The following is a 19,829-nucleotide window of genomic DNA, read 5'->3' on the forward strand; positions in this document are numbered from 1 at the left end:
TCGACGAACGAAGGGCCCGCGTCCATGACGCGGGCCCTTTCTTCGCGCCGGCGACAGTCTCGCCGCGTCAGCGGCTGCGGCCCAGCCGGCGGATATTGGCGCTGACATGCTTGCGGTAGCCGCGCACCACCTGGTGGGCGGACCCGCCGCCCGCCATCGTGGCGCCGGCTTCCAGGGCCGCGGCGATCTTCTCGTTCACCATCAGCGACGCCTCGGCGGCCGCCGTGGGGCCGCCCGCGCCCAGCTTGGCGAGCCGCATCCCGATGACGCGCTGCGCGTCGAGCGTCAGCATGGCGGCGTCGAGCGAGTATTTCATCCAGTTCAGCATCGTGGCTCACCTTTTTTGCAACGCACAAGTCAGCAATTCGCGATGAGGACGATGGTTCATGGAGAGGGAAAGTTCAGCGCGCAGACGCGCCATGCTCCCACCGAGGAGCGGAATTCAGCCCCCCGGAGCTGGTCCCGAATGAGACGTACGCTAGCGCGCGCGGCCGCTGCGGATGATTCGAGTTGCTTGTCAAGCTGAACTTGTCCAAGTTGGATGATATCAACCGCAGATTGTGATCGCTCTTTCGAAGGAACCCCCCATGCCTGATCAAGCCGTGAAGACCGACGCCCATCCGTTGCCGGTCAGTTCCGGGAACGACGCGCCGATGCACCGCCCGGCGCCTGGCGTGCAGGACTCCAACATCATCGACGGGCTGAGCCGGGCGCTGTTCTCGGACGTGAAGCAGGGTCCGGGCGAGTTCGGCAGGACGAACCAGCAGGATCACAAGCGCCTGCTCGCGGTGACGCGCATCGTCAACGCCTACTACAATTACCTGTCTTCGGTGTGTAATCGGCCGCTGGACGAGATCACCCCCAGCGACGTCACGCGCCTGGGCCTGATCCTCAAGACGGTCGAGGAGTCCGAGCACCAGGACCGCATCCGCCGCAATCCCTGACCGGGCGCTCCGTCCCGTCTTCTCGACGGCCCGGGGCCGGCGCGCGGCGTTCCAGCCACGCCCGGCCCCGCGCCTCGTTCAGGGCCGCGGCGGGATGTTGAGGCCGCGCTCCACGGCCGGGCGGGCCAGGCACCGCTCCAGCCAGGCCGGGACGTGGGACAGGGAGCCGTAGTCGACGAGGTCGCCCGCGCCGTAGAAGCCGATGAGGTTGCGCACCCAGCCCAGGATCGAGACGTCCGCGATCGTGAAGGCCTCGCCCATGATCCAGGTGCGCCCGGCCAGCCGGTTCTCCAGCACGCCCAGAAGCCGCTGGGATTCCGCCCTGTAGCGCTCCAGCGGCCGCTTGTCCTCGATCTCGCGGCCGGCGAATTTGTGGAAATAGCCGAGCTGGCCGAACATCGGCCCGAGGCCGCCCATCTGCCAGAACACCCACTGGATCGTCTCGTAGCGCAGCGCCGGGTCCACCGGCAGCAGCTGCCCCGACTTCTCCGCCAGATAGAGCAGGATCGCGCCGGATTCGAAGAGGCCCAGCGGCTTCCCGCCCGGCCCGTCCGGATCGATGATGGCCGGGATCTTGCCGTTCGGGTTGAGCGACAGGAATTCGGGCGTCCAGGTCTCGTTCTGGCCGATATTGATGGCGTGGGCCTCGTAGGGGAGGCCGATCTCCTCCAGCATGATCGAGACCTTCACGCCGTTGGGCGTGGGCACGGAATAGAGCTGCAGCCGCTCGGGATGCCGGGCGGGCCAACGCTTCGTGATCGGGAAGGTGGAGAGGTCGGGCATGGGGGTCTGTCCTGTGTCGACGAAGAGCGGGATCATGCATGAACGGCCGCGGCGCGCACGTGGCGTTTGCGCAAGGCTCCTGCGGCGCCGGCGCGCGTCGACGGCCCGGCCCTGCGGCTTGCGCCTGACCCTGCTTGAGAAAAGCCGCGCCGTCGCGGCGCCGGCGAAGCCGCCGCCCGCTTAGGCCGCGTGCCAGAGCCTCCCGGCGATTACGACCCCCCGGGCGTTGAGCCGCTGCTCGCCGCGCAGATGCTCTCCGGTGGAGTCGACATAGTCGTGCGCGCCGTGGTCGAGCGACAGGATCGAGGCGTCGCCGGCCGAGCCGGGCTTGAACGTCCCGAGGTCCGGCCGCTGCAGTGCGGCGGCCGCGTTCTGGGTCGCGCCCTTGATCACGGACGGCAGGTCGACGCCGAGGCACAGGAACTTCGACAGCGTGGTGAGCAGGTCGAAGGCCGGGCCGTCGATGCACAGCGCGTGGACGTCGCTCGAGATGGTGTCCGGCATGAAGCCGTTGGCCAGCATCACGCGCGCGGTCTTGAACGAGAACGACCCCATGCCGTGGCCGATGTCGAACAGGACGCCGCGCTCGCGCGCCTCCAGCACGGCCGGCAGCACCTTGCCGTCGCCGGTGGCGGGCGTGTTGGGGAAGGGGCGGAAGCAATGCGTGAGAATGTCGCCCGGCCGCATCAGCGCGAGCACGTCCTCCAGCGTCGGCGGCGGCACGTCGATGTGCACCATCATGGGCATGCGGATGCGGTCGGCGACCTGCCGGGCGATCTGCAGCGGCACGAGCCCGGAATTGCCCGACGCGTTCATGCCGACCCGCACCTTGATGCCCGCCAGGGTGTCGCGGTTCGCCTCCGCGACCTCCACGGCGTCGATCGGCGCCATCAGGCGCAGGTCGCCGCTCTCGCCCACCATGATGCGCTTGGAGAAGCCGTAGATGCCCGCGAAGGACACGTTGAGGTAGGCGATGATGCGCATCGGCGCGGGCTTGATCACGTGCTCCAGGAAGCCCGGATAGTTGCCCGGCCCGGCGCTGCCGGTGTCGATCAGCGTCGTCGCGCCGCCGCGCGCTAGGATCAGCGGGTCGACGCCGAGCGACGTGCCGCCCCAGTACACATGCGTGTGCAGGTCGATCAGGCCCGGCGTCACGATCCGGCCGGAGGCGTCGACGCGCTGGGCGGCCCGCGCCGCGAGGCCGTCGCCGACGGCCGCCACCTTGCCGGCCGCGAAGGCGACGTCGGTGACGCGGTCGATGCCCTGGGACGGGTCGATCACCCGCCCGCCGCTCACGACGAGTTCGTAGTCCATGGCCTCAACCTTGATCGCGCGCCGGAGCGCAGACGGAAAAAAGTTACATTGACCTCCGCCCGGGGGTCAACGACGATCTGTTTGGTTCAGTCATAAACGGTTGTCTCGAGCATCACGGCGGCAAACAGGCGTTGACAGGCCAATTTGCAGCTTAATAAACTTTCATCCAGAAGCAGAGCCCGTTGCGGGAACGGCGGGCCTTGGCGGGATGGGAGGGACGCATGACGGATTCTGGATCATTCGGCTGGGCGCCGACGCGCCGCGGCTTCCACGCGGGCATGGGCGCGATGGCGGCGACCCTCCTGGCGCCCGAGGTGGCGTCCGCCCAGGGCGCGCAGAGCGCCAATCTGGCGATGGTGGGCGAGCCGCAGTCGCTGGACCCGATGGCGTCCACGGCCGACCTCGTCAGCATCATCATGCAGCACGTCTACGAGCCGCTGTTCACCTTCGACGCGGACGGCGCCGTGAAGCCGATGCTGGCCGCCGAGATGCCCAAGATCGCGGCGGACGGCAAGCTCTACACCATCGAGCTGCGCAAGGGCGTGAAGCTGCACAACGGCCGCGACCTCGACGCCGACGACGTGGTGGCGTCGCTGAAGCGCTGGGTCGAGATGACGCCGCGCGGCAAGGCGCTGGCCAAGAGCATCACGTCCATCGCCGCCAAGGGCCCGAGCACGGTCGAGATCGCGCTCGGCGACCTGCAGCCGGCGCTGCTCGCCCATCTGGCGCTGCCGTCCGGCTATGCGGGCATCATGGCCAAGGAGAGCATCGCCAATCCGCTGGTCGAGTTCGTCGGCACCGGCCCCTACAAGTTCCGCGAGCGCAAGCCGGACCAGTTCGTGGTTCTCACGAAGTTCGACGGCTACGTGTCCCGCTCCGAGCCGGCCAACGGCTATGCGGGCAAGAAGGAAGCCAAGATCGCCGAGCTGCGCTTCATCCCGGCGCCCAACGCCAACACGCGCGTCGAGGGCGTGGTCGCGGGCCAGTACCACTTCGCCGACCAGCTGCCGGTGGAAGCCAACAAGAAGCTCGCTGCGTCGAGCGCCGCCAAGGCGGTGCTGACCATGCCGTACGGCTTCCCGTATTTCCCCACCAACACCAAGCAGGGCCCGATGGCGGACCTCAAGGTCCGGCAGGCGTTCCAGATGGCGCTGGACGAGGAGGAGATCCTGCTGGCGGGCTTCGGCGACCCGAAGTTCTTCGCCCTGGCGCCGTCCCATTTCCCCAAGGGCTCGCCCTTCTACTCGGACGCCGGCGCGGACCGCTACAGCAAGGCCGACGCGGCCGGGGCCAAGAAGCTGCTGGCCGAGGCCAAGTACGACGGCGCTCCCATCCGCATCCTCAACTCCAAGCAGTACGACTTCCACCACCGCATGGCGCTCGTGATGGCCGAGCAGCTCAAGACGGCCGGCTTCAACGTGACGCTCGACGTGGTCGACTGGGCGACGCTGGTGCAGCGCCGCGGCGACCCGGCGCTGTGGGACGTCTACATCACCCACTCGGCCTTCTTCCCCGAGCCCATGCTGTCGCCGCCGCAACTCGGCGACGGCGCGCCGGGCTGGTGGAAGACCCTCGCCAAGGACGCCGCGCTGGCGGCCTTCAACGGCGAGCCGGACCCGGCCAAGCGCGGCCCGCTCTGGGCCAAGGTGCAGCAGGTCGTCTATGACGAGGTTCCCTACATCCGCGCCGGAAACTTCGGCTCGCTGGCGGGCGTGTCGTCCAAGATGAAGGGCTACACGCCGATGCCCTTCCCGGCCTTCTGGAACGTCGAGCTGAACTGACGCCGGGCGGCGGGGGGAGGGCAAAGGGTCTCCCCCGCTCCCCGCCGTCATCCCCGGCCGGAGCCGCATCGCGGCGGAGGGGAAGGGGATCCAGGGGCCACGCGCGCCATCCTTGATGGATTTCAGTGTTGGCCCCTGGATCCCCTTCCCGGCGCGACGCGCCGCCGGGGATGACGGCGAAGTGGCGCGACCGAGCCGTCGGACCATCTGGAGCTCTACACGCATGTGGCTGACCTTGGCGCGGCGGATCGGCGGGCTCATCATCGTGATGCTGCTCGTCGCCACCATGGTGTTCTTCCTCACCCGCCTGGCGCCGGGCGATCCGGCCGCCCTGATGCTGGGCGACCAGGCGACGGCCGAGGACGTGGCGCGGCTGCGCGCCGTGTACGGCCTCGACAAGCCCGTGCTGGTGCAGTTCGGGTTGTGGCTGAAGGAGGTCGCGAGCGGCAATCTCGGCCAGTCGATCTTCCTGCAGCGGCCCGTCACGCAGGCGCTGGCCGAGCGGGCCGAGCCGACCTTCTTTCTCACTTTGTTCTCGGTGTCGATCGCGGCGCTGATCGGCATTCCGGCCGGCGTCGCCTCGGCGGTGTGGCGGGGCCGGGTCGTGGACCAGATCGTGAGTGGGCTCGCGATGCTGGCCGCCAACGTGCCGAGCTTCTGGCTCGGGCTGATCTTCATCCAGCTCTTCGCCGTGCGGCTCGGGTGGTTCCCGGTGGCCGGCTATGGCGACCCCGGCGCGCCGCTGGCGGACAGGCTCGGCCACCTCGTGCTGCCCGCCAGCGTGCTGGGGCTCGTCAACTCGGCGCTGATCACCCGCTTCACGCGCGCCAGCATGCTGGACGTGCTGAACGAGGACTATGTGCGCACGGCGCGCTCCAAGGGCGTGTCCGAGGCGCGCGTCGTGCTGCGCCACGCCTTCGGCAACGCGCTGATCCCGATCGTCACCGTGGTGGGCCTCACGGCGGCGCTGCTGGTGGGCGGCGCGATCGTCACCGAGACGGTGTTCGGCCTGCCCGGCGTCGGCAACCTCGTGGTGTCGGCCGTGCTGCGGCGCGACTACCCGGTGATCCAGGGCGCGCTGATCGTGGTGGCGGGCGTCTACGTGCTGATCAACCTGGCGATCGACGTGATCTACACGCTGGTCGATCCGCGCGTGCGGACCTGAGCCGATGTCCCCCGCGCTGCTGTTCTTTCGCCGCCTGTTCCGCCGCAAGCTGGTGCTGGTCGCCGCGCTGGTGCTGGCGTTGCTGCTGCTCGCCGCCCTGTTCGCCCCGTGGGTGACGCCGTTCAAGCCCGACGCCATGCGGCTGGCGCGCCGGCTGCGGCCGCCCAGCGAGGCGAACTGGCTCGGCACCGACGAGTTCGGCCGCGACATCCTCTCGCGCATCGTCTTCGGGGCGCGCGCGTCGCTCGGCATCGGGGCGGCCGTGGTGGCCGTCTCGATGACGATCGGGACCGCCATCGGGCTCTTCGCCGGCTATTTCCGGCGGCTGGACGCGCCCGTGATGCGCGTGGTGGACGCCATGATGGCGCTGCCCGACATTCTGCTGGCGATCTTCCTGGTGGCGGTGCTGGGGGCGTCGGCGTTCAACGTCGTGTTCGCGCTGTCCATCGTCTACACGCCGCGCGTCGTGCGGGTGGTGCGCGCCTCCACGCTGGTGGTGCGCGAGCTGCCCTTCGTGGAGGCCGCGCGGGCGCTGGGCGTGTCCACGCGGCGAATCCTGGGCGTGCACATCCTGCTCAACGTCGCCTCGCCGGTGCTCGTGCAGGCCACCTTCATTTTCGCCTATGCGGTGCTGGCCGAGGCCGGGCTGTCGTTTCTGGGCGCGGGCGTGCCGCCCGAGACGCCGACCTGGGGCACCATGATCGCGTCCGGCCAGCAGTTCGCCGACGACGCCTTCTGGGTCGTGCTGTTTCCGGGCGTCGCCATCGTGCTGGCGGCGCTGTCGCTGCAGATCGTCGGCGACGGCCTGCGCGACATGCTCGACCCCAAGCTCCGGAAGGCGCTCTGACATGGATGCGACCCCGGAGCCTCTGCTCTCCATCGAGGACCTCGAAGTCAGCTTCCGCACCGAGGAGGGCGTCGTCACGCCCGTGCGGGGCGTCACGCTGGCGGTGCGGCCGGGCGAGACCGTCGCGCTGGTGGGCGAGTCCGGGTCCGGCAAGTCGGTTACGAGTCTGGCCGTCATGGGGCTGCTGCCGCGGCCGGCGGGCCGCGTCTCCGGCGGGCGCATCTGGCTGCGGCGGCGGGCCGGCGACCGCGTCGACCTCGCCCAGGCGCCGGCCCCCGTCATGCGCCGCCTGCGCGGCTCGCAGATCGCCATGATCTTCCAGGAGCCCATGACCAGCCTCAACCCGGTCATGACCGTGGGCGAGCAGATCGCCGAGTCCGCCCGGCTGCATCTCGGCATGGGGCGCGGCGCTGCGATGCGCCGGGCGGAGACGATGCTGGACCTGGTCGAGATCCCGGACGCCCGGCGCCGCGTGCACGACTACCCGCACCAGATGTCGGGCGGCATGCGCCAGCGGGTCATGATCGCGGTCGCGATGGCGTGCGACCCGGCGCTGCTCATCGCCGACGAGCCGACGACCGCGCTCGACGTCACCATCCAGGCGCAGATCCTGGCCCTGATCGAGCGGCTGCGCCGCGAGATCGGGATGGGGGTGCTGTTCATCACCCACAATCTCGGCGTCGTGGCCGAGATCGCCGACCAGGTCGCCGTGATGTACGCCGGCGAGGTGGTGGAGAGCGCGCCGGTGCGGCCGCTCTTCCATGCGCCGAAGCATCCCTACACGCGCGCCCTGCTGGACTGCCTGCCGGCGCGGGCCGTCCGCGGCGAGGACGGCCGCCGGGTCGTCCGCTCCATCCCGGGCCAGGTCTCGCGGGCGGCGCAGGGCTGCGGCTTCGCCTCGCGCTGCGGCTACGCGGTCGATGCGTGCCGCGTCGGAGCGGTGGCGCTGGAATCGGCCCCCGACGGCGTCGTGCGCTGCCTGCGCTGGAGGGAGATCGCGTGAGCGCGCCGCTTCTCGACGTCCAGGGACTCACCAAGCATTTCGGGGGCGGGCCGCATCCGGTCCGCGCCGTCGAGGAGGTGAGCTTCGCCATCCAGCCCGGCGAGGTGCTGGGCCTCGTCGGCGAGTCCGGCTCGGGCAAGAGCACCATCGGCCGGCTGGTCCTGCGGCTGCTGGATCCCACGCGAGGCGTCGTCCGCTTCGGCGGCGAGGACATCGCACAGACGCCCGCGCGCCGGCTGAAGGCCTTCCGCCGGCGGGCCCAGATGGTGTTCCAGGACCCTTACGCCAGCCTCAACCCCCGCCTGCGGGTGCGCGACATCGTCGGCGAAGCGCTGGACGCCCACGGGCTGGCCCGCGGCCGCCGCAGCGAGCGCATCGGCGAGCTCCTGGAGACCGTCGGCCTGCCGGCGGCCCACATGTCGCGCTTCCCGCATGAATTCTCCGGCGGCCAGCGCCAGCGCATCGGCATCGCCCGGGCGCTGGCCGTCGAGCCGGAGCTGATCGTGGCCGACGAGCCCGTGTCCGCGCTCGACGTCTCGGTGCAGGCCCAGGTCCTCAACCTCATGCAGGACCTGCAGTCCCGCTTCGGCCTCGCGATGCTGTTCATCTCGCACGACCTCGACGTGGTGGAGCTGATGTGCGACCGCATCGCGGTGCTGTATCTCGGGCGCGTGATGGAGATCGGCCCCACGGCGGTCGTCTCGACCCGGCCGCGCCACCCCTACACGCAGGCGCTGCTCGCCGCCTCGCCGAAGGCGGACCCCGACGCGCCGCGGCTGGCCCGTGTCCTGAAGGGCGACATTCCGTCGCCCGTGGCGCCGCCCTCCGGCTGCGTCTTCCGCACGCGCTGCCCGCACGCCATGGAGGCCTGCGCCCGGATCGTCCCGCCCTTGCGCAGCCACCCGGACGCAAGCGCCTCGGCCTGCCTCCTGGACGACCCGCCTTTCGCCCCGGGGGCGGCGTGAGCGCCCCCGCGGGAGCCGGCGACGGCCCGGACCACGGCGCGCCCGACATCCTGCGCGCCATCCGGCTCGGCCTCGACGGCATGTCGGAGGGCCAACGGCGCATCGGCCGCATGATCCTGGAGAACCCGGGCTGGGCCGTGCAGACCAATGTCGAAGATCTCGCCGTGCGGGCCGGCGTGAGCGCGCCCACCATCGTGCGCTTCGCCCGCGCCGTGGGGTGCGACGGCCTCAAGGATTTCAAGCTCAAGCTCGCCGGGGCGCTGGCGCTCGGCACGCCCTACCTGCACCGGGGTGTCGCGCTCGGCGACAGCACCGGCGACGTGGTCCGCAACGTCGTCGGCAGTCTCACCTCGGTGCTGGCCGAATGGCAGCGCCGGCTCGACCCCGCCGAGGTGGAGCGCGCCGCCGAGGCGATCCACAAGGCCCGCCGGGTGGACTGCTACGGCGCCGGCGCCACGTCCAACTTCCTGGCGCAGGATCTCCAGGCCCGGCTGTTTCGGCTGGGCCTCGTCACCAACGCCTTCTCGGACGCCCATTTCCAGCTTGTCGGCGCGGCCACGATGCGGCCGGGCGACGTGCTCTTCGCGATCTCCTTCGTGGGCCGGATGCCGGCCCTGCTGGAGGCCGTGCAGCTCGGCAAGGCGCGCGGCGCGACCGTGGTGGCCCTCACCCGCACCCGGACGCCGCTGGCGGATCTCGCCGACGTCGTGCTCAGCACCGACGTCCCGCGCGACGCCACCATGCGGGTCGGCACGGAAGCCTATGTGGTGCAGCTCCTCATCATCGAGATCGTCATGGTGATGGTGGGGCTGCGGCGCGGCCCGCAGGTCAATGCGCGCCTGAAGGACATCCACGACGTCCTGCAGACCCACGGCGTCGACAATGACGACCCCGCCATGATGCACTGGGGCAGCTCGCCCCTGGGCGAGGACGGGCCCGGCGAGGCGGATTGAGCCGCCTCAGAGCGCCGTCGAGAGGGCCGGCTCCAGCCCGGTCTCCCGGGCGCCCGGCCGCGGGAGGGCCTGCTCGATCCGGCGGAACGTCGCCAGCGCCTGGCCGACCACCTGGTCCATGTTGTAGTAGCGATAGGTCGCCAGCCGGCCCACGAACCACACGTCCGGCGTCTGCAGCGCCAGCGCCTCGTACCGCTTGTAGAGCGCCGCGTTCTCGGCCCGCGGGATGGGGTAGTAGGGGTCCCCGACGTCGGACGGATACTCGTAGGTGATGCTCGTCTTGGGGTGCTTCTGGCCGGTGAGGTGCTTGTATTCGGTGATGCGGGTGTAGTCCTCCGACATCGGGTAGTTCACCACCGCCACGGGCTGGAACCGCTCCTGGTCCAGGGTGCGATGGTCGAAGCGCAGGCACCGATAGGGCAGCCTGCCGAAGCGATGCCCGAAGAACTCGTCCACCGGCCCGGTGAAGATGGTGCGCGGAGCGAGCCCTTCCGTCTTCACGTCGGCGTAGTCGACGCCGAGCCGCCGGGTGATGGCGGGGTGGTCGAGCATGCGCTCGAACATGCGCGTGAAGCCTTCGGCCGGCATCGCCTGGAAGGCGTCGCCGAAATAGCGGTCGTCCCGGTTGGTGCGGGTCGGCACCCGCGCGGTCACGGACTTGTCGAGCTGCGACGGGTCGACGCCCCACTGCTTGCGGGTGTAGCCGCGGAAGAACTTCTCGTAGAGCTCGCGCCCCACCTTGCTCACCACCACGTCCTCGGACGTGCGGATCTCGTCGACAGGCTCGGCCCGGGCCGCGAACCAGTCCTCCAGCTCCGCCGACGTGAGGTCGAGCCCGTAGAGCCGGTTCACCGTGTCGAGGTTGATCGGGATCGGGACCTCCATCCCGTCCACCCTGGCGAGCACGCGGTGCTCGTAGGGCCGCCAGGCCGTGAACTGCGACAGGTGGTCGAAGATCGCCTCGGAATTGGTGTGGAAGATGTGCGGGCCGTATTGGTGGATCAGCACGCCGGCCGCGTCGAGGCGGTCATGGGCGTTGCCGCCGACATGGGGCCGCCGGTCGATCAGGAGCACGCGCTCGCCGCGCTGCGAGGCGAGGCGCTCGGCCAGCACGCTGCCGGCGAAGCCCGCGCCGACGACGAGCCAGTCATAGGCGTACGGCATCGGCGACCTCTCCGGTGCGGGCCGCGCGGGGCCGGACGGCGACGCGCGTTTCGGCGCGGATGAGGTCGTTCATCTCGGCCCAGGTGCGGTCCCATGAGAGGGTCGCGAGGCAGCGGTCGACCGCCGAAAGCCATTCGCCGCGGGGCGCGGACATCAGGCCCTCGGCGAGCCGTACGAACTCGTCCGCCGTCCCGGCGATGGCGACCAGCCCCTGGCGGCCATAGGAGCGCACCACGTCGACGATCGGGGTCGACACGACCGGCTTGCCGGCGGCCAGGAACTCCGGCGTCTTGGTCGGACTGATGAAGCGCGTCGCCTCGTTCATGGCGAACGGCATGATCCCGAGGTCCCAGCCCGCCAGATAGGACGGCAGCTCGGCGTAGGACTTGCCGCCCAGCCAGTGCAGGTTCGGGCGGCGCGGCAGGCTGGCGGGGTCGATCTTGACCACCGGTCCGATCATCACGAAGGACCAATGCGGCCGCAGGTCCGCCATCCGGGCGAGCAGGTCGAGGTCCATGCGCTCGTCGACGACGCCAAAGAAGCCCAGCCGGGGTCCCGGGATGGGCTTCTGGTCCGCGGGCTCCTCCCCCGCATGGCCGCGGGCCTGGCCGAAATGGGCCTTGTCGATGCTGCTCGGAAAAGGGTGGATGTTGGCGTGCCTCCCCTTCTTGGCCTCGTAGAGGCTGACGCCGCCGGTGAACACCACGTCGGCGCGGCGCAGCAGCTCGCGCTCCAGCGCGATCGTGCGCGGCGGGGCGCCCAGGAAGGCCGACAGCTCGTCCATGTTGTCGTAGACCACGACGTCGGGCGCGAGGTGGCGCGTGAAGGGCAGCGCCATCGGCGTGTAGTACCAGGCGATGAGACGCTCCGCGTCGAAGCCCTCGACGAGCGCTGTGATCAGCCGCCGCTGCGCCCGCGTGACCTGGACCGAGTCGAGCCCCCACGGCAGGACCGGCGCGACGACCGTGACGCCTTCGGGAGTCGTGGAGCGTTCGAGCGAGGGTTCGGCGCCCTCGCGGTAGAGGGGCTCCTCCACGAACACGACCTCATAGTCGCGAGCCGCCCGCGTCAGCAGATGCTGCGGCCGCTGCGTCACGAAATTCCAGCGCAGATGCGACAGGCACAGGATGACCTCGGCTTTGTCAGTCTGGGGATTTTTGTCACAAGACGTGGCGAAAGACGACGAATGGGGGTCGGCGCGAAGGGTCATCGGCGGGAATCTTTCATTGTAGAATGCCCGTCTTCAACAGCCCGGCTGTGCTTGCGTTCCGGCGGCCCCACAGACTCCCGTCCTGGGTCGCTCACGTACGAAGGCGTCTCGGAGGGGCCCGGCGCCGCGGCCCGGGGCCATGCGGCGCACGCCAGGGTGGCGCCCCGGGCCGGGATGGCGCCTCGCCACGGAGCGGGCGCGGTGCTACTACGCGCTGATAATAACCGATTTAGGGAGCGTCTCGTGACACGCCTCAAGCTTGACAGCGCCACGACCTTGCCGCGCGACGGCGCCCGGGGCGCGCTCGCCGCCCGCATCTGGCGGCCGGAGGTTTCAGGCCCCTCGATCGTGGCGCTGCGCCCCCAGGCCGGCGGCGTCGGCGTCTTCGACGTCACCCGCGCCTATCCGACGATGCGCGACCTGTGCGAGTCTCCCGATCCGGCCCGGGCGCTGGCCGAGGAGCCCGGCGAACTGGTCTGCTCGCTGGACGAGCTCCTCGCCAATACGCCGCCCGACGGGCGCGACGAGGGCCGGCCGTGGCTGCTGGCCCCCAACGACCTGCAGGCCATCAAGGCGGCGGGCGTCACCTTCGCGATCAGCATGCTGGAGCGCGTCATCGAGGAGCGCGCCAAGGGCGACCCGGCGGCCGCCAACGGCATCCGCGAGGGCATCGTCGCCATGGTGGGCGAGGACTTCTCCAAGCTCGTGCCCGGCTCCCCGGAGGCGATGCGGCTGAAGCAGACCCTCATCGACCAGGGCGCCTGGAGCCAGTATCTCGAGGTGGGCATCGGCCCGGACGCCGAGATCTTCACGAAGGCCCCGCCGATGTCGGCGGTCGGGACCGGCGTCGACGGCGGGCTGCACCCCATGTCGACCTGGAACAACCCCGAGCCCGAGGCCGTTCTGGTGGTGTCCTCCAAGGGTCGCATCGTCGGCGCGACGCTGGGCAACGACATCAACCTGCGCGACGTCGAGGGCCGCTCGGCGCTGCTGCTCGCCAAGTGCAAGGACAACAACGCCTCCGCCACCGTGGGGCCGTTCTTCCGCTTCTTCGACGACACCTTCTCGATCGAGGATCTGCGCCAGGCCGAGTTGACGCTCGTGGTCGAGGGCCCGGAGGGCTACCGTCTGGAGGGCCATTCCTCGCTGGCCAAGATCAGCCGCAGCTTCGAGGACCTGGCCGGCCAGATGCTGGGCAAGCACCACCAGTATCCGGACGGCGCCATCCTCTACACCGGCACGCTGTTCGCCCCCATCGAGGACCGCGACGCCCCCGGCAAGGGCTTCACGCACAAGATCGGCGACATCGTCACGATCGCGACACCCTGGCTGGGCAGTCTGGTGAACCGCATGCAGCACACCGACAAATGCCCGCCCTGGACCTTCGGCGCCTCCCACCTGATGCGCAACCTGGCCCGCCGCGGCGTCCTCTGATCCCGCCAAGCCCCGACTTCAAGAACAGGACATCCCCATGAACGCACCCTTCAAGAACCTCATCGCCGGCGACTGGGTCGAGGGATCCTCCACCAACGCCAACATCAACCCGTCCAACACCAAGGACGTGGTCGGCGAATATGTGCGCGCCTCCAAGGCGCAGGCCGAGGAGGCCATCGCGGCCGCCAGGGCGGCCTTCCCGGCCTGGTCCCGCTCCACCCCGCAGGAGCGCTACGAGATCCTCAAGAAGGCCTCCGACGAGATCCTCGCCCGCAAGGACGAGCTCGGCCGGCTGTTGTCGCGCGAGGAGGGCAAGACCCTTCCGGAGGGCGTCGGCGAGACGGTGCGGGCCGGCCAGATCTTCGCGTTCTTCGCCGGCGAGTGCCTGCGCCTCTCCGGCGAGAAGCTCGCCTCGGTGCGGCCCGGCGTCGAGGTCGACATGACCCGCGAGCCGGTCGGCGTGATCGGCATGATCACGCCCTGGAACTTCCCCATCGCGATCCCGTCCTGGAAGATCGCGCCGGCCCTGGCCTACGGCAACACGGTGGTGTTCAAGCCGGCCGACCTCGTGCCGGGCTGCGCCTGGGCGATCGTCGACATCCTGCACCGCGCCGGCCTGCCCAAGGGCGTGCTGAACCTCGTGATGGGCCGCGGCTCGGAGGTGGGCCAGGCGATCCTCGAGCACAAGGACGTGGACGCCATCACGTTCACCGGCTCGGTGCCGACCGGCCGCAAGGTCGCGGCGGCCGCCGTCGCCGGCGCCCGCATGAAGAAGCTGCAGCTCGAGATGGGCGGCAAGAACCCGCTCGTGGTCTTGGACGATGCCGACCTGAAGGTCGCCGTCGAGGTGGCGGTCAACGGCGCCTTCTTCTCCACCGGCCAGCGTTGCACGGCCTCCTCGCGCCTCATCGTGCAGGCCGGCATCCATGACAAGTTCGTGGAGGCCTGCGTCGAGCGCCTCAAGGGCCTCGTCATCGACGACGCCCTGAAGGCCGGCACGCATATCGGCCCCGTGGTGGACCAGAACCAGCTCGACCAGGACCTCAAATACATCGCCATCGCCAAGGAAGAGGGCGGCAAGCTCGCCTGGGGCGGCGAGGTTCTGACCCGCGAGACGCCCGGCTTCTACCTCCAGCCGGCGCTGATCACCGAGACCACCAACCAGATGCGCATCTCGCGCGAGGAGGTCTTCGGCCCCGTCGCCAACGTCATCCGGGTGAAGGACTACGACGAGGCGCTTCAGCTCGCCAACGACACCGAGTTCGGCCTGTCGGCCGGCATCTGCACGTCGAGCCTGAAATACGCCACACATTTCAAGCGCAACAGCGAGGCCGGCATGGTGATGGTCAACCTGCCGACGGCGGGCGTCGACTACCACGTGCCCTTCGGCGGCCGGAAGGGCTCCAGCTACGGCTCGCGCGAGCAGGGCGCCTATGCGCGGGAGTTCTACACGACCGTGAAGACCGCCTACACCTTCGCGGGCTGAACCCCCGGCAGGGCGGCGGACCCCCGGGTCCCCGCCCGCCGTCCCGGCGCTACGCGCCGCCGGGAATGACGGAGCCGTGATTCCGGCGCCTGCCTAGGCCAGCACGCCCCGCAGGATGGTGCGGGCGAGCTGGCGGGTCGTTTCGGCGAACTCGTCGTCGTCGAGCGGGCGGCCCCCGTTCAGCACCTCGATCTGGGTGGCGAAGTCGGCGTAGTGCTGCGTCGCCGCCCAGATCAGGAAAAACAGCGTCTTCGGCTCGATCGGGGCGAGCTTGCCCTCGGCGATCCAGCGCCGGACGATGGCGCCGCGCGTTTCGACCCAGTGGGCGAGGGTGCCCTCCAGGTGATCGGCGATGGCGGGCGCGCCCCGCATGATCTCGCTGGCGAAGATGCGCGAGCCCAGCGGCATGCTGCGCGACAGCTCCATCTTGGCCGTGATGTAGCGCGTCAGCGCGTCCTCCGGATCGTCGCTGTCGTCGAGCGAGGACGCCGCCGCGAGCCAGCGGTGCAGCACCCGCGCCATCACGGCCCGGTAGAGGTCGTCCTTGCTGGGAAAGTAGTAATGCACGTTCGCCTTCGGCAGCCCGGCGCGGGCCGCGATCGCGCCCGTCGTCGCGCCCTTGAAGCCGAGCTCGGCGAAGACGCTCTCGCCCGCCTCCAGGATCAGGCGCTCGTTCTCCTCGCGGGCGTTCAGCCGCATGGCGGCCCGGGGCGCCGGCCCGGGAGATCCGGGCGCCGGCGGCTGGCGCGGCTCGACCCGATGGCGTGGCCTGGCTTTGGCCAAGATATCCTCCAGCAGCGCGCTTTTTGCATCGCCTCGGACCGACGCGCGCGGGCTCGGGCGTGATTGTTGACCAAACGGTCAATGCCATACTAGCCTCGACCTCGCGGGTGCGGGAGACAAAAATCAGACGCCGCTCCGCGGCTTGCGAGACGGCCCTCGGGGCCGCCAGGGTGGCGAGGGGAGTGGGGTCATGAGCGGTGTTGCGGCCGAATTCGGCAATGTGCGCATCGACGGCGCGCGCCTGTGGGACAGCCTCATGGAAATGGCGCAGATCGGCGCCACCCCCAAGGGCGGCTGCAAGCGCCTGACGCTGACCGACCTCGACAAGCAGGGCCGCGAGCTCTTCACCCGCTGGTGCGAGGAGGCGGGCTGCACCGTCTCGGTGGACCGCATGGGCAACATGTTCGCCCGCCGCCCCGGCGTGGACGACAGCCTCCCGCCCGTGATGCTGGGCAGCCACCTCGACACCCAGCCCACCGGCGGCAAGTTCGACGGCGTTCTGGGCGTGCTCGGCGCGCTGGAGGTCGTGCGCACGCTGAAGGACCTCAACATCCGCACAAAACACCCCATCGAGGTCGCCAACTGGACCAACGAGGAGGGCTCGCGCTTCGCTCCCGCGATGGTGTCGTCCGGCGTGTTCGCGGGCGAATACACCGAGGAGTTCGCGTATTCGCGCGTCGACGCCGAGGGCAAGACGCTGGGCGACGAGCTCCGGCGCATCGGCTTCCAGGGCGACCTGCCGGTCGGCGGCCGGCCCATCCACGCCTTTTTCGAACTGCACATCGAGCAGGGCCCGATCCTGGAGGACGAGAACCTGGATATCGGCGTGGTCACGCACGGCCAGGGCCAGCGCTGGTATGAGATCACGCTGACGGGCTTCGAGAGCCACGCCGGCTCCACGCCGATGCCGGTGCGCAAGGACGCGCTGCTGGGCGCGGCGCGCGTGGTCGAGCTGGTGAACCGCATCGGCCTCGCCAACGCCCCCAACGCGGTCGCGACGGTGGGCATGCTCAACCCCTACCCGAACTCCCGTAACGTCATCCCCGGGCAGGTGTGGATGACGATCGACTTCCGCTGCCCGGACGACGCCGTGCTGGCCGGCATGGACAAGGCCCTGCACGAGGGGGTCGCCGCCATCTGCGCCGCCATCGGGCTGGAGCAGGAGACCAAGCAGATCTTCTATTATCCGCCCGTGGCCTTCGAGGAGAGCTGCGTCAAGGCCGTGCGCGACGCCGCCGCCAAGCTCGGCTACACGCACCGCAACATCGTGTCCGGCGCCGGCCACGACGCCTGCTACATCGCCCGCGTGGCCCCGACCGCGATGATCTTCACGCCTTGCGTGGACGGGATCAGCCACAACGAGACCGAGGACATCAAGCCCGAATGGGCCACGGCCGGCGCCAACGTGCTGCTGCAGGCCGCGCTCAGCAAGGCCGAGATCGTTTCATAAGGGCGAATGGCGAATGGCGGGGCGCAAGTCGACTTCGCCAACTTCGCTGCCCCACTCGCCATTCGCCACTCGCCATTCGCCCCCATGACAGGAGCCGCTCATGTCGACGCTCATCAAGAACGGAACCGTCGTCAACGCCGACCGCACCTGGAAGGCGGACGTGCTGATCGAGGGCGAGCACATCAAGGCGGTGGGCGACGGCCTTTCGGGCGACAGCACCGTGGACGCGGAGGGCTGCTTCGTGTTTCCGGGCGGCATCGACCCGCACACGCACCTCTCCATGCCGTTCATGGGCACCACCACGGCGGACGACTGGGAAAGCGGCACGCGCGCGGCGCTGTCGGGCGGCACCACCATGGTGGTGGACTTCTGCATTCCCGGAAACGGGCAGCCGCTGCTCGACGCCTGGGCCGAGTGGGAGAAGAAGTCCGAGACCGCCTACGCGGACTACGCCTACCACATGTGCATCACCTACTGGAACGACCAGGTCCGCGCCGACATGGGCAAGGTGGTGGAGAAGGGCGTCACCACCTTCAAGCACTTCATGGCCTACAAAGGCGCGCTGATGGTGAACGACGAGGAGATGTTCGCCTCGTTCCAACGCTGCGCCGAGCTCGGCGCCATGCCGCTCGTCCACGCCGAGAACGGCGACCTCGTGGCGGCGCTCCAGCAGAAGCTGCTCAAGGACGGCATCACGGGCCCGGAGGGCCACGCCTATTCGCGTCCGCCGAGCGTCGAGGGCGAGGCCGCCAACCGGGCGATCATGATCGCGGACGCGGCCGGCTGCCCGGTCTACATCGTCCATGTCTCGTCCATCGAGGCGCACGAGGCCGTGGCCCGCGCCCGCGCCAACGGCCAGCGCGTCTATGGCGAGCCGCTGGTGCAGCATCTCACGCTGGACGACAGCGAATACGCCCATCCGGACTGGGACCACGCCGCCCAGCGCGTCATGTCCCCGCCCTTCCGCAACAAGAAGCACCAGGACGACCTCTGGAACGGCCTGCGCGCCGGCTCCCTCCAGGTGGTGGCGACCGACCATTGCGCCTTCACGACCGAGCAGAAGCGCTTCGGCATGGGCGACTTCACCAAGATCCCGAACGGCACCGGCGGGCTGGAGGACCGGCTCTCGGTGCTGTGGACCAAGGGCGTCGAGACCGGCCGCCTCACCATGAACGAGTTCGTGGCCGCCACCTCGGCCAACATCGCCCGCATCCTCAACCTCTATCCCCGCAAGGGCGTCATCCAGCAGGGGGCCGAGGCTGATTTGGTGGTGTGGGACCCGAAGGCCGGCAAGACCATCTCGGCCAAGACCCAGCAGTCGGCGATCGACTACAACGTCTTCGAGGGCATGAAGGTCAGCGCCACCCCGCGCTACACCTTCTCGCGCGGCGAATGCGTGTGGCAGGACGGCAAGCTCACCGGCCAGCGCGGCCGCGGTCGCTTCGTCCCCCGCTCGCCCTTCCCGGCCGACGCCCAGGCGCTGCGCACCTTCAAGGCGCTCACCGCCGACCGGGCCGTCGCGCGTTGAGGCTGCGTCGCTTGCAACGGCCCTCACCCCAGCCCTCTCCCCGTGCCGGGGAGAGGGGGCCCATTGCGGCCACGGCGCCGCGCGCGCCCTTCGCCCCGGCACGGGGAGAAGGTGGCCGAGCGAAGCGAGGTCGGATGAGGGGTCCTTCGGCCCAGGCCCTGCGCTGATGCCCGACACCGTCATCCAGGCCAGCAACCTGTCGCTCACTTACGGCTCCGCCGACGGCGCCGTGCAGGCGCTGTCGCGGATCGACCTCGCGATCGAGCGCGGCGAGTTCGTGTCGCTGATCGGGCCGTCCGGCTGCGGCAAGACCACGCTGCTGCGCGTGATCGCGGACCTGGAGACCGCCACGTCCGGGTCGATCACCGTGAACGGCGTCAGCCCGCACGAGGCGCGGCTGAAGCGCTCCTACGGCTATGTGTTCCAGGCGCCGGCGCTCTATCCGTGGCGCACCATCGCCGGCAATGTCGGCCTGCCGCTGGAGATCATGGGCCATTCCCGCGAGGACCGGCGCGAGCGCGTCGCCCGCAATCTCGCGCTGGTGAACCTCGAAGGCTTCGAGCGCAAGTTCCCGTGGCAGCTCTCCGGCGGCATGCAGCAGCGCGCCTCCATCGCGCGGGCGCTGTCCTTCGACCCCGACCTCCTCCTCATGGACGAACCCTTCGGCGCGCTGGACGAGATCGTCCGCGACAAGCTCAACGAGCAGTTGCTGCGCCTGTGGGACCTCACCCGCAAAACCGTGGTGTTCGTCACCCACTCAATCCCCGAGGCCGTGTTCCTGTCCACCCGCATCGTCGTGATGTCGCCCCGTCCGGGCCGCATCCACGAGATCATCCCGTGCGACTTCCCGCGCGACCGCACGCTGGACATCCGCGAGACGCCCGAATTCCTCGCCATCGCCAACCGCGTCCGCCAGGGGCTGCGCGAAGGGCATTCGTATGATTGAGGCGCCCCGCACGCCGCCGTGCGCCGCCCTGTCCCCCTCCCCCTTGTGGGGAGGGGCTAGGGGTGGGGGTCTC

Annotated in this window: 18 protein-coding genes; 12 read left to right on the forward strand and 6 right to left on the reverse strand. The window is 70.0% G+C overall.

The features are described from left to right. Positions 1-67: 67 nt before the first annotated feature. The gene (locus ABEG18_RS25520) at positions 68-328 is read right to left on the reverse strand and encodes a hypothetical protein (RefSeq protein ID WP_406855831.1); all 261 of its coding nucleotides are present in this window, start codon (positions 326-328) and stop codon (positions 68-70) included. A 259-nt stretch (positions 329-587) separates the two neighbouring features. On the opposite strand from ABEG18_RS25520, the gene ABEG18_RS25525 reads away from it, so the two are divergent. After that, positions 588-944: a hypothetical protein gene (locus ABEG18_RS25525; protein ID WP_406855832.1), complete on the forward strand. Its 357-nt coding sequence runs from the start codon at positions 588-590 to the stop codon at positions 942-944. Between the two features lie 78 nt (positions 945-1,022). On the opposite strand, the gene ABEG18_RS25530 is transcribed toward ABEG18_RS25525, so the two are convergent. Both ABEG18_RS25530 and ABEG18_RS25535 read right to left on the reverse strand, forming a co-directional pair. Next, positions 1,023-1,727 carry a glutathione S-transferase N-terminal domain-containing protein gene (locus ABEG18_RS25530; protein WP_406855833.1) on the reverse strand — a complete coding sequence of 235 codons (705 nt, stop codon included), beginning with the start codon at positions 1,725-1,727 and terminating at the stop codon, positions 1,023-1,025. A gap of 180 nt (positions 1,728-1,907) precedes the next feature. Then, entirely contained in the window at positions 1,908-3,041 is a 1,134-nt protein-coding gene (locus ABEG18_RS25535) for an amidohydrolase/deacetylase family metallohydrolase (protein ID WP_406855834.1), read from the reverse strand. A gap of 221 nt (positions 3,042-3,262) precedes the next feature. Between ABEG18_RS25535 and ABEG18_RS25540 the strand changes: the two genes are divergently transcribed. The 6 genes from ABEG18_RS25540 (at position 3,263) to ABEG18_RS25565 (ending at position 9,755) form a co-directional block, all read left to right on the forward strand. Continuing rightward, positions 3,263-4,822 (forward strand): ABC transporter substrate-binding protein, encoded by a 1,560-nt coding sequence (locus ABEG18_RS25540; protein ID WP_406855835.1) that lies wholly within the window; start codon positions 3,263-3,265, stop codon positions 4,820-4,822. Between the two features lie 223 nt (positions 4,823-5,045). Continuing rightward, positions 5,046-5,987, forward strand: coding sequence for an ABC transporter permease (locus tag ABEG18_RS25545; protein ID WP_406855836.1), 942 nt, complete (start codon positions 5,046-5,048; stop codon positions 5,985-5,987). Positions 5,988-5,991: 4 nt separating this feature from the next. After that, a complete protein-coding gene (locus tag ABEG18_RS25550; protein ID WP_406855837.1) occupies positions 5,992-6,834 on the forward strand; it encodes an ABC transporter permease in 843 nt (280 codons plus the stop codon). Between the two features lies 1 nt (position 6,835). Then, complete coding sequence (locus tag ABEG18_RS25555) at positions 6,836-7,837, forward strand: ABC transporter ATP-binding protein (RefSeq protein ID WP_406855838.1); 1,002 nt, start codon at positions 6,836-6,838, stop codon at positions 7,835-7,837. Further along, positions 7,834-8,802: an ABC transporter ATP-binding protein gene (locus tag ABEG18_RS25560; RefSeq protein WP_406855839.1), complete on the forward strand. Its 969-nt coding sequence runs from the start codon at positions 7,834-7,836 to the stop codon at positions 8,800-8,802. The genes ABEG18_RS25555 and ABEG18_RS25560 overlap by 4 nt, the downstream gene beginning before the upstream one ends. Next, positions 8,799-9,755: a MurR/RpiR family transcriptional regulator gene (locus ABEG18_RS25565; protein WP_406855840.1), complete on the forward strand. Its 957-nt coding sequence runs from the start codon at positions 8,799-8,801 to the stop codon at positions 9,753-9,755. The genes ABEG18_RS25560 and ABEG18_RS25565 overlap by 4 nt, the downstream gene beginning before the upstream one ends. A gap of 6 nt (positions 9,756-9,761) precedes the next feature. Here ABEG18_RS25565 and glf read toward each other — a convergent pair whose 3' ends face one another. Together glf and ABEG18_RS25575 are read right to left on the reverse strand one after the other, a co-directional pair. Beyond that, entirely contained in the window at positions 9,762-10,919 is a 1,158-nt protein-coding gene (gene glf, locus ABEG18_RS25570; protein WP_406855841.1) for a UDP-galactopyranose mutase, read from the reverse strand. Continuing rightward, positions 10,903-12,129 (reverse strand): glycosyltransferase family 1 protein, encoded by a 1,227-nt coding sequence (locus ABEG18_RS25575; protein WP_406855842.1) that lies wholly within the window; start codon positions 12,127-12,129, stop codon positions 10,903-10,905. Before ABEG18_RS25575 ends, glf begins: the two co-directional genes overlap by 17 nt. A gap of 243 nt (positions 12,130-12,372) precedes the next feature. Between ABEG18_RS25575 and ABEG18_RS25580 the strand changes: the two genes are divergently transcribed. Continuing rightward, the gene (locus ABEG18_RS25580; protein ID WP_406855843.1) at positions 12,373-13,563 is read left to right on the forward strand and encodes a fumarylacetoacetate hydrolase family protein; all 1,191 of its coding nucleotides are present in this window, start codon (positions 12,373-12,375) and stop codon (positions 13,561-13,563) included. Positions 13,564-13,600: 37 nt separating this feature from the next. Next, positions 13,601-15,049: an aldehyde dehydrogenase family protein gene (locus ABEG18_RS25585; protein WP_406855844.1), complete on the forward strand. Its 1,449-nt coding sequence runs from the start codon at positions 13,601-13,603 to the stop codon at positions 15,047-15,049. 93 nt (positions 15,050-15,142) lie between these two features. On the opposite strand, the gene ABEG18_RS25590 is transcribed toward ABEG18_RS25585, so the two are convergent. Beyond that, a complete protein-coding gene (locus ABEG18_RS25590) occupies positions 15,143-15,832 on the reverse strand; it encodes a TetR family transcriptional regulator C-terminal domain-containing protein (protein ID WP_406855845.1) in 690 nt (229 codons plus the stop codon). A gap of 190 nt (positions 15,833-16,022) precedes the next feature. Between ABEG18_RS25590 and ABEG18_RS25595 the strand changes: the two genes are divergently transcribed. The 3 genes from ABEG18_RS25595 to ABEG18_RS25605 all read left to right on the forward strand — a co-directional run bounded on the left by ABEG18_RS25595 (position 16,023) and on the right by ABEG18_RS25605 (position 19,756). Beyond that, positions 16,023-17,282 (forward strand): Zn-dependent hydrolase, encoded by a 1,260-nt coding sequence (locus ABEG18_RS25595; RefSeq protein WP_406855846.1) that lies wholly within the window; start codon positions 16,023-16,025, stop codon positions 17,280-17,282. Positions 17,283-17,382: 100 nt separating this feature from the next. After that, the gene (gene hydA, locus ABEG18_RS25600; RefSeq protein WP_406855847.1) at positions 17,383-18,810 is read left to right on the forward strand and encodes a dihydropyrimidinase; all 1,428 of its coding nucleotides are present in this window, start codon (positions 17,383-17,385) and stop codon (positions 18,808-18,810) included. Between the two features lie 166 nt (positions 18,811-18,976). Next, complete coding sequence (locus tag ABEG18_RS25605; protein WP_406855848.1) at positions 18,977-19,756, forward strand: ABC transporter ATP-binding protein; 780 nt, start codon at positions 18,977-18,979, stop codon at positions 19,754-19,756. The last annotated feature ends 73 nt before the right edge of the window (positions 19,757-19,829 follow it).

Origin of the sequence: Alsobacter sp. KACC 23698, assembly GCF_045348435.1 — a bacterium.
Taxonomy (GTDB): domain Bacteria; phylum Pseudomonadota; class Alphaproteobacteria; order Rhizobiales; family Beijerinckiaceae; genus Alsobacter.

What these genes read in the sequence shown, in the direction of transcription:
- hydA (WP_406855847.1), top strand. Translation starts at nt 17,383, where the DNA reads ATGTCGACGCTCATCAAGAACGGAACCGTCGTCAACGCCGACCGCACC.
- ABEG18_RS25535 (WP_406855834.1), bottom strand. Translation starts at nt 3,041, where the DNA reads ATGGACTACGAACTCGTCGTGAGCGGCGGGCGGGTGATCGACCCGTCC.
- glf (WP_406855841.1), bottom strand. Translation starts at nt 10,919, where the DNA reads ATGCCGTACGCCTATGACTGGCTCGTCGTCGGCGCGGGCTTCGCCGGC.
- ABEG18_RS25525 (WP_406855832.1), top strand. Translation starts at nt 588, where the DNA reads ATGCCTGATCAAGCCGTGAAGACCGACGCCCATCCGTTGCCGGTCAGT.
- ABEG18_RS25540 (WP_406855835.1), top strand. Translation starts at nt 3,263, where the DNA reads ATGACGGATTCTGGATCATTCGGCTGGGCGCCGACGCGCCGCGGCTTC.
- ABEG18_RS25575 (WP_406855842.1), bottom strand. Translation starts at nt 12,129, where the DNA reads ATGACCCTTCGCGCCGACCCCCATTCGTCGTCTTTCGCCACGTCTTGT.
- ABEG18_RS25595 (WP_406855846.1), top strand. Translation starts at nt 16,023, where the DNA reads ATGAGCGGTGTTGCGGCCGAATTCGGCAATGTGCGCATCGACGGCGCG.
- ABEG18_RS25530 (WP_406855833.1), bottom strand. Translation starts at nt 1,727, where the DNA reads ATGCCCGACCTCTCCACCTTCCCGATCACGAAGCGTTGGCCCGCCCGG.
- ABEG18_RS25545 (WP_406855836.1), top strand. Translation starts at nt 5,046, where the DNA reads ATGTGGCTGACCTTGGCGCGGCGGATCGGCGGGCTCATCATCGTGATG.
- ABEG18_RS25555 (WP_406855838.1), top strand. Translation starts at nt 6,836, where the DNA reads ATGGATGCGACCCCGGAGCCTCTGCTCTCCATCGAGGACCTCGAAGTC.
- ABEG18_RS25605 (WP_406855848.1), top strand. Translation starts at nt 18,977, where the DNA reads ATGCCCGACACCGTCATCCAGGCCAGCAACCTGTCGCTCACTTACGGC.
- ABEG18_RS25520 (WP_406855831.1), bottom strand. Translation starts at nt 328, where the DNA reads ATGCTGAACTGGATGAAATACTCGCTCGACGCCGCCATGCTGACGCTC.
- ABEG18_RS25550 (WP_406855837.1), top strand. Translation starts at nt 5,992, where the DNA reads ATGTCCCCCGCGCTGCTGTTCTTTCGCCGCCTGTTCCGCCGCAAGCTG.
- ABEG18_RS25585 (WP_406855844.1), top strand. Translation starts at nt 13,601, where the DNA reads ATGAACGCACCCTTCAAGAACCTCATCGCCGGCGACTGGGTCGAGGGA.